10 protein-coding genes are annotated in these 11,463 nt (G+C 72.3%); 5 read left to right on the top strand and 5 right to left on the bottom strand.

What is annotated here, in order from left to right:
- Positions 1 to 94 precede the first annotated feature (94 nt).
- Complete coding sequence (locus Q9G87_RS19885; protein WP_305917891.1) at positions 95 to 964, top strand: LysR family transcriptional regulator; 870 nt, start codon at positions 95 to 97, stop codon at positions 962 to 964.
- A gap of 73 nt (positions 965 to 1,037) precedes the next feature.
- Here the strand turns inward: Q9G87_RS19885 and Q9G87_RS19880 are convergent, their stop codons facing one another.
- On the bottom strand, positions 1,038 to 2,405 hold the full coding sequence (locus Q9G87_RS19880) for a sensor histidine kinase (protein ID WP_305917890.1): 1,368 nt from the start codon (positions 2,403 to 2,405) through the stop codon (positions 1,038 to 1,040).
- Positions 2,406 to 2,409: 4 nt separating this feature from the next.
- Positions 2,410 to 3,084, bottom strand: coding sequence for a response regulator transcription factor (locus Q9G87_RS19875; protein ID WP_305917889.1), 675 nt, complete (start codon positions 3,082 to 3,084; stop codon positions 2,410 to 2,412).
- 127 nt (positions 3,085 to 3,211) lie between these two features.
- Here Q9G87_RS19875 and Q9G87_RS19870 point away from each other — a divergent pair, with 127 nt between their 5' ends.
- The 3 genes from Q9G87_RS19870 to Q9G87_RS19860 are packed head-to-tail and all read left to right on the top strand — an operon-like array spanning position 3,212 to position 6,283.
- Positions 3,212 to 4,351: a LolA family protein gene (locus Q9G87_RS19870; protein ID WP_305917888.1), complete on the top strand. Its 1,140-nt coding sequence runs from the start codon at positions 3,212 to 3,214 to the stop codon at positions 4,349 to 4,351.
- Positions 4,348 to 5,319, top strand: coding sequence for an ABC transporter ATP-binding protein (locus tag Q9G87_RS19865; protein WP_305917887.1), 972 nt, complete (start codon positions 4,348 to 4,350; stop codon positions 5,317 to 5,319). Before Q9G87_RS19870 ends, Q9G87_RS19865 begins: the two co-directional genes overlap by 4 nt.
- Positions 5,306 to 6,283, top strand: coding sequence for an ABC transporter permease (locus Q9G87_RS19860; protein ID WP_305917886.1), 978 nt, complete (start codon positions 5,306 to 5,308; stop codon positions 6,281 to 6,283). The genes Q9G87_RS19865 and Q9G87_RS19860 overlap by 14 nt, the downstream gene beginning before the upstream one ends.
- Positions 6,284 to 6,298: 15 nt before the next feature.
- On the opposite strand, the gene Q9G87_RS19855 is transcribed toward Q9G87_RS19860, so the two are convergent.
- The 3 genes from Q9G87_RS19855 to Q9G87_RS19845 all read right to left on the bottom strand — a co-directional run bounded on the left by Q9G87_RS19855 (position 6,299) and on the right by Q9G87_RS19845 (position 10,140).
- Positions 6,299 to 7,816 (bottom strand): serine/threonine-protein kinase, encoded by a 1,518-nt coding sequence (locus Q9G87_RS19855; protein ID WP_305917885.1) that lies wholly within the window; start codon positions 7,814 to 7,816, stop codon positions 6,299 to 6,301.
- Between the two features lie 214 nt (positions 7,817 to 8,030).
- Complete coding sequence (locus tag Q9G87_RS19850) at positions 8,031 to 9,371, bottom strand: 6-phospho-beta-glucosidase (RefSeq protein ID WP_305917884.1); 1,341 nt, start codon at positions 9,369 to 9,371, stop codon at positions 8,031 to 8,033.
- A gap of 10 nt (positions 9,372 to 9,381) precedes the next feature.
- Positions 9,382 to 10,140: a DeoR/GlpR family DNA-binding transcription regulator gene (locus tag Q9G87_RS19845; protein WP_305917883.1), complete on the bottom strand. Its 759-nt coding sequence runs from the start codon at positions 10,138 to 10,140 to the stop codon at positions 9,382 to 9,384.
- 133 nt (positions 10,141 to 10,273) lie between these two features.
- On the opposite strand from Q9G87_RS19845, the gene Q9G87_RS19840 reads away from it, so the two are divergent.
- On the top strand, positions 10,274 to 11,461 hold the full coding sequence (locus Q9G87_RS19840; RefSeq protein WP_305917882.1) for a PfkB family carbohydrate kinase: 1,188 nt from the start codon (positions 10,274 to 10,276) through the stop codon (positions 11,459 to 11,461).
- The last annotated feature ends 2 nt before the right edge of the window (positions 11,462 to 11,463 follow it).

The following is an 11,463-nucleotide window of genomic DNA, read 5'->3' as shown; positions in this document are numbered from 1 at the left end:
GATGTAGCAGTGCTCGGTTACAGTCCGAAATCATTCGAGGTGATCTCGGTTATCTCCCCATCCGCGGAGCGGGCGGTGTCCTAGCTTCTTTGGCATGAATCTCCAGCAGCTCCGCTATGTGGTCGCGACTGCGGAGCACCGCACCATGACCGACGCGGCCAGGTCGCTCTACATCGCGCAGCCTGCGCTGTCCCGCGCGATCCGCGATCTCGAACGCGAGCTCGGCATGACGCTCTTCGCTCGCTCCGGCCGTGGCGTGGTCGTCACCGCACAGGGCCGCCGGGTGGTCAAGCTGGCAAGGGAGGCACTCGACGCCGTTCACGAGATCGAGGGCCTGGCCAACCACGGCAGCGTCGCCGAGGCCGAGCTCCGCATCGCCTCGACACCCAGCCTCGAGCCCGGCCTCGCAGGGCGGCTGTTGCCTGCCTACACGGCCGAGCATCCGGGCGTCCGCATTCAGATCGTGCGGTGCGACGGCAGAGAGGGCGTCGTCACCGCGATCCGGGATCAACGAGCCGATCTCGGGCTCACCGATCTCCCCGTGCCCGCCGACCTCGTCACGCATCCACTCGAACGCCAGGAGATCGTGCTGATCTCCCCGCCAGGGCTCGAACTGCCCAATCCGGTGCCGATGGGCAAACTGCACGGTATGCGCCTGGCGCTACCGGCCCGCGGCAGCACCCGGCGCAGGGAACTCGACGCGATGTTCGGCAAGTACGCGGTCACCCCGGTGGTCGTGCTCGAAACCGACGAGCGCAACGGCTGGCTCAACGCGGTCCGCGCCGGCCAGGCGTCCCTGCTGTGGTATCGCGGCATGGCCGAGCAGGCCGGTCGCGCAGGTCTCGTGGTGCGCTCGCTCGAACCCGCCGTGCGTCGCGTCATCGCCGTGGTGCACGCCCGTCGCCGCCTGCCGCTCATCGCCCAGGACTTCCTGGCCACCGCCGAAAAGGGGACAGCCGCCTGACCACTTTTCGGAACGCTCCATGATCCCCCTACGATCCCCCATCCGACCCCCCGAACCGCACTGACGCGCTGGGTCAGCGGGACACGGGAAGCCGCACCACGGCGCGAAGCCCAGGCGCGGCGTCCTCCAGGGCCACCGTGCCGCCGTGGGCCCGCACGGTCTCGCGTACGATCGCCAGTCCCAGCCCGGCGCCGCCCTCGTCCCTGCTGCGCCCGGTGTCGAGCCTGGTGAAGCGGTTGAATACCCGCTCGCGATCCTGCTCGGGAATGCCGGGACCGTCGTCGGTCACGGTCAGCACGCCGTCGGCGGTCAGCGCCACCTCCACCTTGGAGGCGGTGTGGCGTACGGCGTTGTCCATGAGGTTCGTCAGCACGCGGCTCAGGTCGAGCGCGTCGCCGCGCACCACGACCGGGTCGCAGACGGTCAGCCGGGCCTCGGCGTACCTGTCGACGGTCTGGCGCACCACCTCGTCGAGGTCGACCGGCTCGCGCCTGGCCGGCACGCCACCGCGCTCGTCCAGCCTGGCCAGCGCCAGCAGGTCCTCGGCCAGCCTGGACAGCCGCATCGCGTCCTCGAGCACGCCCTCGGCGGTCTCCTGCCAGTCCTGGCCGTCCGGGTGGCCGAGGGCCACCTCCAGCTGCAGCCGGATGCTGGCGAGGGGGCTGCGCAGCTCGTGCGCGGCGTCGGAGACCAGCGCCCGCTGGCGCTGCTCGGCCTCCTCCAGGCGGGCCAGCATGCCGTTGAGCGTGGTGGCCAGCGAGTGCACCTCGTCGCGCGACTGCGGCACCGGCAGCCGGCGCGACCTGGCGGTGTGCGTGATGTCGGCCGCGCCCCGGCGCAGCGCGGCGATCGGGCGCAGGGTCCGGCCGATCATCAGCCAGCTGGCCACGGCCAGGAGCACGATCAGCCCGGGCGTGCCGACCAGCAGGACCCGTCCGGCGGTTCTGAGGCTGGTCTGGATCTCGGTGATGGGCCGGGCCGCCACCACCGTCTGCCCTCGGTCCGCGCTGAGCACGATCACCCGCAGGAACCCCGGGATCGCGTACGGCCGCCCGTCCAGCAGCTTCGCCTGCCCATCGCGCAGCGCCCGCGCCCTGGCCGGGGCGTCCAGCAGCGGCACGAGCCTGTCGGTGCCGTACGTGACGTGCGTGATCCGGCCCTGGGCGTCGATGACCTGCACGAGCGTGCCGTCGTGGGTGGTGATCGGGCTGGTCAGCGTGCCGGCGTCGGCCGCCACGCGCACCGCGTCCGCCTGCCGCCTGGTGCTCTCGTCCACGGTGTCCATCAGGGCCCGGTCCAGCACGGTGAGCAGCACCGAGGCCGACAGCGCGAGCGCCAGCGCGAGCACCGCGGAGGCCGCCACGGTCAGCCTGAACCGCAGGCCCTGGCGCCGCCACCACCCCAGCGGGGAGGACGAAGGGAGCGAAGCTCCCGAGCTCATGAGATCAGCCACCGTCGCCCGCCAGGCGGTAACCGGCGCCGCGCACGGTCTGCAGCGCGTTTCTGCCGAACGGGGCGTCGATCTTGCGGCGCAGGTAGCCGACGTAGACCTCGACCACGTTCGGGTCGGTGTCGAAGGTGTCCCACACGTGCTCCAGGATCTCCGACTTCGACACCACCTCGTCGCGCCTGCGCATCAGGAATTCCAGCAGCGCGAACTCCCGCGGCGTCAGCTCGACCGAGGTCCCGCCGCGCTCGACCCTGCGCCGTGCCGGGTCCAGGGTCAGGTCGCCGGCCATGAGCACCGCCGGCCGCCGTCCCGAGTCGCGCCGCAGCAGCGCCCGCAGCCTGGCCACCAGCACCACGTACGAGAACGGCTTGGTCAGGTAGTCGTCGGCCCCCAGGTCGAGCCCGTCGGCCATGTCGTACTCGCCGTCCTTGGCGGACAACATGAGGATCGGCACCCAGTTCTCCTCGGCGCGCAGCCGCTTGCACACGTTGTAGCCCGACAGCCGGGGCAGCATGATGTCGAGCACCACGACGTCGTAGTCGCCCTGCCTGGCCGCGTGCAGCCCCTCCTCGCCGTCGTGGGCGAGGTCCACCGCGAACCCCTCAGCTTGGAGCCCCCGCTGCAGCGCGGCGGCCATGCGCCGCTCGTCCTCGACGACAAGTACTCTCATATGGCGATTCTCCTGTTCCTGCGCTGAGACGACGCTGAGAAGACTGAGAGCCGTCTCAGACAGTCTCAGGTCTGCCACAGGATGCATCACGCAGGCTCTGAGCATCGACATACCGTTAAGGAGTGAGATGCGCAGAGGCACGTTCGTGAGGTGGGGAGTCCCGATCGCGGCTGCGGCCGTGATCGGAGCCGCGATCGGCGCCGGCCCCGTCATCGCCGCGGTGAGCGGCGATCCAGTGCTGCCCGAGAGGTCGGCCGAGCAACTGCTCGCCGACGCCGCGGCGGCAACCAGCAAGCAGCAGGGCATCGCGCCGATGTCCGGCACCGTGCAGCAGACGGCGTCGCTGGGCCTGCCCGCGCTGCCGCAGACCGGCGGCGAGACCTCGCCGCTCAGTCTGCTGTCGGGCTCGCACGAGGTGAAGGTCTGGTACGGCGGCGACCAGAAGTTCCGGGTGGCCATGCCGACCCAGCTGAACGAGACCAACCTGATCGTGAACGGCGACCAGGGCTGGTACTGGGACAGCGCCACCAACACCGCGACCAAGTTGACGGTCAAGGCAGGCGGCGAGCAGCAGCACAAAACGCCGGTGCCGCAGCCGACCGACCTGACGCCGGCCCAGGTGGCGCAGCGGATGCTGGAAGGCGTCGACGAGCACTCGTCCGTCCGGGTGATCAACACGGCCGAGGTGGCGGGCCGGCCGGCCTACCAGCTCGTGCTGGCGCCCAAGGATGAGGGCTCGCTGGTGCAGGAGGTACGCATCGCGCTCGACGGCGAGACGTACGTGCCGCTCCAGGTCCAGCTGTTCGCCAAGGGGTCGGCGGAGCCGGCATACCAAGTGGGCTTCACGCAGGTGACGTTCACCACACCGGCCGAGGAGAACTTCACCTTCACCCCGCCCGCGGGCGCGAAGGTGGAGGAGGCGACGCTGGGCGGGGAAGGCTTCGGCAAGCAGGCCGAGGAGCGCGCCGAGCACGCGGCCGACGTGGCCGGCGAGGCCAAGTGGGTCGGCGACGGCTGGTCGAGGGTCGCGGTCGTGCCCTTCAAGCTGTCGGACCTGCAGGCCCAGACGGCGAAGGGAGGCGAGGACGGCAACGCGGCCGCGATGCTGGACACGGTGCTCAAGTCCGCCACCCCGGTGAGCGGCACGTGGGGCTCGGGCAAGCTGATCAAGACCAAGCTCGTCACCGCCCTGCTGACCGACGACGGCCGCCTCCTGGCCGGCGCGGTCACGCCCGAGGAGATCATCAAGGCGGCGGGCATCAAGTGACCGCCATCACGCTGGAAGCGGGGTCGCCCTTCGGGGCGGCCCCGCCCTCGGGGGACGCGATTGTGACGCACGGCCTGACCAAGCGTTTCCGGGGCGGCCAGGTCGCCGTGGACGCGCTGGACCTGGCCGTACCGCGCGGGTCGGTGTTCGGCTTCCTCGGGCCCAACGGCTCGGGCAAGACCACCACGATCCGCATGCTGCTCGGCCTGGTCGCGCCCACGGAGGGGACCTACTCCGTGCTCGGCCTGCCGGTCGCCCACGCCCTGCCCCTGGTGGGGGCGCTGGTCGAGGGGCCGGCCTTCTACCCCTACCTGTCGGGCGCGGCCAACCTCATGCGGTTCGACGCCGCCGACCCGACCGCGGAGCGCGCCACCGCCAAGCGGCGCGTGGCCGACGCGCTCGAGCGGGTGGGCCTGTCGGCCGCCGCGGGCAAGCGCTACCGCAACTACTCGCTCGGCATGCGCCAGCGGCTGGCCATCGCGGCCGCGCTGCTGGGGCCGCGGGAGCTGCTCATCCTGGACGAGCCGACCAACGGGCTCGACCCGCAGGGCACGCGTGAGGTGCGCACGCTGGTCAAGGAGATCGCCGCCGACGGCACCACCGTCTTCGTCTCCTCCCACCTGCTGGCCGAGATCGAGCAGATGTGCACGCACGCGGCGATCATGCGTACCGGCAGGCTCGTCGCGCAGGGCACGATCGCCTCGCTGAGCAGCGGCCTGGTCGCCCGCGTGCGGGTGGAGACGCCGGACGTGGCCGCCGCCGCGCGCACGCTCGGCACGCTGGGCCTGGCCGATGTGCGGGCCGGCGACGCGGAGGTGACCGCCGAGCTGGGCGGGCACGCCCCGGAGAAGATCAACGCCGCGCTGGTGGGGGATGGCGTGGCCGTACGGGGGCTGGCGGTCGTGCGGCCGAGCCTCGAGGACGTGTTCGTCGGGCTGACAGGAGAGGGATTCGATGTCGACGGCTGACACCCGGACGCAGACCCCCGAGACTCGCGAGAACCGCCGCACACCGGGCTTGGTGCCCGTATCGGAGACCATGCGCACCACCGAACGTCGGCCACCGCAGCCCGCCGAGCAGATCGGCTCTCCAGCGCCTCCGGCCAGAAGGACGTGGGCGTTCTGGCGGCTGCTCGGCTCGGAGCTGGGCCTGACCTTCCGCCGGCCGCGCAACCTGGCGCTGCTGGCCGTGCTCGGCGTCGTGCCGATCATCCTCGGCGTCGGGCTCTGGATCGCCGCCGGCTCCGGCGGCGACGACGAGATGAGCGGCATCATCCAGGACGTCGCGGGCAACAGCCTCATGCTGACGTTCCTGTCGTTCTCCTTCCTCGTGCTGCTGCTCATGCCGGTGGTCGTCAGCGTGGTCGCGGGCGACTCGATCGCGGGGGAGGCGGGCACGGGGACGCTGCGCTATCTGCTGGCCGCACCGGCCGGGCGCACGCGGCTGCTGGCGGTGAAATACCTCAACGCGGTCGTCTTCGCCTACGCGGCCACCGCAGTGGTGGCTCTGTCGGCGCTGCTGACGGGGCTGATCCTGTTCCCCGGCGGATCCGTGACGCTGCTGTCGGGCACCACCATCTCCGTGGCGGACGGGCTGCTGCGCATCCTCATCACCGTCGGGTACGTCGGCGCCGGCATGGCCGCGCTGGCCGCCGTCGCGGTGGCGCTGTCGACGTTCACCGAGGTGTCCATCGGGGCCATCGCCGGGACCATGGTGTTCATCATCATCTGCCAGGTGCTCCGGGCCATCCCGGACCTCGCCCCGATCGTCCCCTACCTGCTGCCGAGCCGGTTCACCGACTTCGACGCGGTCCTGCGCAGCCCCATCGACACCGCCGTCCTGCGCGACGGGCTGCTGGCCTTCGGGGCGTACATCGTGCTCTTCGGCTCCATCGCCTGGGCCCGCTTCTCCGGTAAGGACATCACGTCCTGACCGGCCGTCGGCCGCTCAGGACGTGCCGGTGGCCGTCGGCGTCGCAGTGGCGGAGACCGTCGCGGAAGGATCCGGGGACTCGCCCGGCCCTTCCTGCGGGATCGTGCTGATCGAGCTGGACGGTTGCGGGCAGTCCCGCCGGGCCGCGGCGTTGCCCCGCCTGCGTCCCGCCGGGCTCGCGCACGGACCAGGGTCGGCGCCGCCCGGGTCGCCGGGGCCGCTGGTGTTCTCCGGCCGGGTGGTGTCCTTCCTGCCGGGCGGGGGGCTGAGCACGGCGGCCGGGTTGCGCGTGCGGGTGGGCGTGACGAAGACAGTGGGCACCGTGGGCGTCGAGTTGACCGGGGCCACGGTCGCCCGCGTGGGCGGCAGGCCGCCGGTCGGACCGGCGGACCGGCGGACGGTGGAGTCGGCACTGCCGCGGGGCTGGACGATGGCCGGGTCGGCGGGCACCAAGGAGCCGCCTCCCATGCTCGTCCCGTCGCCACCGGAGGCCGCGATCACCGTGACCGCCGCGATCGACACGGTGGCCAGGGCCGCGAAGGTGGCGTGGGACAGATGCGCGCCGGCCTTGGCGCGGCTCTTCCTGCGCGGCTTCGTGCCCGGCGCCGGCTCGTCGGGCGGCGAGGCGAGACGCACCAGCCCTCCGCCGGGCGGATACGGCACGGGGGTCCAGATCTCCGCGAGCACGCCCGACACGGCCTGCCGCAGATCCCAGGGATCGCCGACACCGCCGGCGGCCAGCAGCGCCCGCAGCAGGTCGGCGGCCTTCGGGCGGTCGGCGGGGTCCTTGGCCAGAGCCGCCTCGACGGCGGGACGCAGCAGGGCCGGCACACCCTCCAGCCGCGGCGGGTCGAACAGGATCCGCCTGGTCAGCACATCCGGCTCACCCCCGCCGAACGGATGGTGCCCGGACGCGGCGAAGGCCACCAGGCACCCCCACGCGAACACGTCGGAGGCGGGCAGCGCGGGACCGCCCGTCAGCCGCTCCGGCGCCACCCAGCCGGGACTGCCCATGACCTGCCCGGCCTGCGTGTGAGCGGCCAGCGTGTCGACGTCGCGGGCGATGCCGAAGTCGATGACGCGCGGCCCGTGCGTGGACAGCAGCACGTTGCCGGGCTTGAGGTCCCGGTGCACCAGCCCCGCCTCGTGCACCGCCACCAGCGCGGCGGCGACGCCGAGCGCCACGCCGTAGGACAGGTCGGGCGTGAGCGGCCCCCTGGCCATCACGACCTGCGAGAGCGCGGGGCCCGGGATGTACTCGGTGACCAGGTACGGGCGGTCCTTGTCGGTACCGTCCTCCACGACCGCAGCCGTGCAGAAGGGCAGCAATCTGCGCGAGAATGCCACTTCCTCAGCGAAGCGTGCCCGTAGCGTGGCATCGTTGAGATGCACCGTATGCGGTGTCTTGAGGGCGACCAGGCCACCCTGAGGGTGTTCAGCCAGGTACACCACTCCCATCCCGCCCGTGCCGAGGCGGCCCAAGAGCAGGTATCGGCCGATGATGACCGGGTCGCCCACCGTAAGCGGTCGCACGCCAGGTGGCATGCCGCTCTCCCCACGCGCCATCCGGGCCTCGCCTCTTCTTGATCTGGACACGGCAAAGCACACTGTGGCCGGATCCGCGGGAGCTTTCCGCATGTCTTACATAAGGGGTATTGGAGGTAAGGCGGTCATACCTCCGAAGTAAGGAAGGGGAGTGATTTAACGGTCTGAAGTGGCGTTTTGCCGTTCGTGGGACCGTGGCCCTTCAGCTCGGGAAGACGGCGGCCAGCTCGGGGATGCGGGCGCGGTAGCCGTCGAGCAGCCTGTGTGCCGTCGTCACCGAGTCGACCAGCGGATGCAGCGCGAACGCCGCCACCGCCAGATCGGAAGATCCGGTCAGCGCGGCCTCGATGGCCGTCTGCTCGACCGCCTTCACCTGCTGGAGGAGACCCAGGAACCGCCCGGGGAGCGGGCGGGTGGCGAAGGGGCGCACGCCGGCGCCGCCGACCGCGCACGGGATCTCCACGACCGCGTCCTCGGGCAGGCCCGGCACCGCCGAGCCGTTGCGCACGTTGAGGATCATGGTGGCGGGCTCGCCGCGGGCGATGGCGGCCATGAGCGCCAGCGCGATGCCCTCGTACCCGCCCGCTTCGAGGTCGGCGGCCTCCCGCTCACCGGCGTCGGTGGCGTCGCGGGCCTCGGCCATGTAGGTGGCGTCGCGCTGCCTGCGTGCGCTCAGCCACTCGGCGAGCGCCTCGTCCGGCCGCGCCCGCACCGCGGCGTAGAACGCGTCCTGCTGGCCCAGCAGGGACTCGCCCCGGGTGGGTCCGGAGATCGCGGCGACGGCCTCGCGGGTGAAGTAGTAGTAGTACAGGTATTCGTTGGGCAGCGCCCCGAGCGTGCGCACCCACTCGGGTCCGAAGATGCGGGCCTCCTCGACCTTCACCAGCGCCGCGTCGTCGGTGAGCAGGCCGGGCAGCACGTCGCGGCCCTGGTGGACGAGGCCGCGCAGCCAGCCGAGGTGGTTGAGCCCCACGTAGTCGGGCGACACCCGGGCCGGGTCGAGCCCGAGCGCGGCGGCGGCCCGCCGGATCAACCCGATCGGGGAGTCGCAGATGCCGATCACCCGGTCGCCGAGCACGCGCCGCATGGCCTCGGTGATCATCCCCGCCGGGTTGGTGAAGTTGATGACCCAGGCGCGGGGCGCGAGCGCGGCCACCCGCTCGGCCACGTGGAGCGCGACCGGGATGGTCCGCAGGCCGTAGGCGATGCCGCCGGGACCGGTCGTCTCCTGGCCGAGCAGGCCCAGCTCCAGCGCCACCCGCTCGTCCGCGGTGCGCCCGGCCAGGCCGCCCACGCGGATGGCCGAGAAGACGAAGTCCGCCTCGCGCAGCGCGGTGTCCAGGTCGGTGGTGGTCCGCACGACGGGCGGGTCGTCGTGTCCGGCGGCGAGCTGGCGCAGCACGTGCCCGATGGTCTCCAGCCGCTGCGCCGACACGTCGTACAGCACCACCTCCTGCACGCGGGGCTTGGCCCGATCGCGCAGGAGCGCGCCGTACACGAGCGGCACCCGGAAGCCCCCGCCTCCGAGGACGGCCAGTCTCATCCGCATCCCTTCACGTGAGCAGGACCTCGGCGCCCGCGGCGGCGCAGTTGCGCAGCGTCGCCGCGTCGGCGCCCTCGTTCGTCACGATGACGTCGATGTCCTCGGGGCCGCACACGCGCAGCGCGCCGGTGCCGGGGAACTTGTGCCGGTCCACGAGCAGCACCACCTGCCGCGCCGCCGCGATCATGGCGCGCTTCAGCGGCACCTCGGCGAGCGTGGTGTCCACGAGCTGCCCGTCCGGCCGCACGCCGCTGGCGCCCAGGAACACGCGGTCGGCGACCACCTGGCTCAGCGCCGCCTCGGTCAGCACCCCGACGAGCGAGTGGTAGGGCCGGCGCAGCATGCCGCCCAGCATCAGCAGCTCGACCGCCGGGTCGGCGCGGAGCACGTCGAGCACGGCGAGGCTGGAGGTGACCACGGTGACGCGGCGCCGGCGCAGCCGCTCGGCCAGCCGCATCGTGGTCGTCCCGATGTCGAGCAGGATCACATCCCCGTCGGCCACCAGCTGCGCGGCCCGCGCGGCCACCGCCTCCTTGTCCTGCTCGTCGACCGCCTCGACCGCGGCGAACGGCCGGTCGGCGTCGGCGTCCACGCTGGCCAGAGCGCCGCCGCGGACGCGCCGCAGCGTCCCGTCGCGGTCGAGCACCTCGAGGTCCCTGCGGATGGTCGACGGGCTCACGCCGAGCTGGCTGGCGAGATCACGAACGCTCGTGGCGCCTGAGAGCCGGACGCGGCGCATGATCTCGGCATGCCTGAGGCGCTGAAGCACGGCGCGAGTGTATCAACCAATTTCGCGCAGAAGTAGGCATCTTGCTCCAAACACTTGCGTGGAAATACTTGAAGTGTCCGAGTAAACGTGCAAGATTGCGCACATCTCGGTGTGTCGAGGAGGACCCATTCCCGTGTCTGTCCAGGCGTACGACCCTCTGGCCGGCGAGCGGACCCCCGAGGGTCCGCAGTTCGACGTGTTCCTGGCCGGGACGGTCTTCCTGGACATCATCTTCACGGGCCTGCCCGCGATGCCCGAGGCCGGCACCGAGATCTGGGCCGAGGGCATGGGCTCGTGCCCGGGCGGCATCGCCAACCTCGCCATCGCGACCAGCCGGCTGGGGCTGCGCACGTCGCTGGCGGCCGCGTTCGGCGACGACGACTACGGCGACTTCTGCTGGCGCACGCTGGAGGAGCAGGAGTCGGTCGACCTGTCCAGGTCGCAGCGTTTCGAGCACTGGCACTCGCCGGTGACGGTGTCCATGGCGGTGGACCGCGACCGCAGCATGGTGACCCACGGCCATCGCGCGCCCATGCCGGCGTCCGAGATGATCGGCAAGCCGCCCCGCTCCAAGGCCGTGATCGTGACGCTCTCCCCCGAAGAGCCGCTCGGCGCGCCGGGCAGCTCGTGCAACTGGGCCGAGCTGGCGCACCGCGACGGGGCGCTGATCTTCGCGGACGTGGGCTGGGACCCGTCCGGCGCCTGGTCGTCCGAGGTGCTGGAGCAACTGTCGGTCTGCCACGCGTTCCTGCCGAACGCGACCGAGGCGATGGCCTACACCCGCACCGACACGCCCCGCGACGCGCTGTACGCGATCGCCGACCGGGTGCCGCTGGCCGTGGTGACCGACGGGGCCAACGGCGCCATGGCCATCGACTCGATCACGGGGGAGGAGGCGTTCGTGCCCGCGCCGCGGGTGACGGCGCTCGACCCGACCGGCGCGGGCGACGTCTTCGGCGCCGGCTTCGTGCTCGGCACCCTGTGCCGCTGGCCGCTCGCCGACCGGCTGGCGTTCGCCGAGGTGTGCGCTGCGCTGGCGGTCCAGCAGTTCGGCGGGTCGCTGGCCGCGCCGGGCTGGGGGGACATCGCGGACTGGTGGCACGAGGTGCGCGAGGCGGCCGGGCACAGCGGCGCCTACGGCAGCTCGCTGGCGCGCCGCTACGCCTTCCTCGACCGGCTGGTGCCCACTGTCCCGGTCGGCGCGGTGCGCCGCGCCGTCGCCACCATCGCCCGTTACGCCGACGTCGGCATGGCCTCCCAGAGGCCCCCTGCCGAGGGCGAGGACCCGGACGCGCCTCGCGCGCCTGCGCAGAAGGAGTAACA

Origin of the sequence: Nonomuraea turcica, from assembly GCF_030718205.1 — a bacterium.
Classification (GTDB): Bacteria; Actinomycetota; Actinomycetes; order Streptosporangiales; family Streptosporangiaceae; genus Nonomuraea.
Note: the sequence above shows the minus strand (reverse complement) of the source record. Positions and strands in the feature narration are given on the sequence as shown.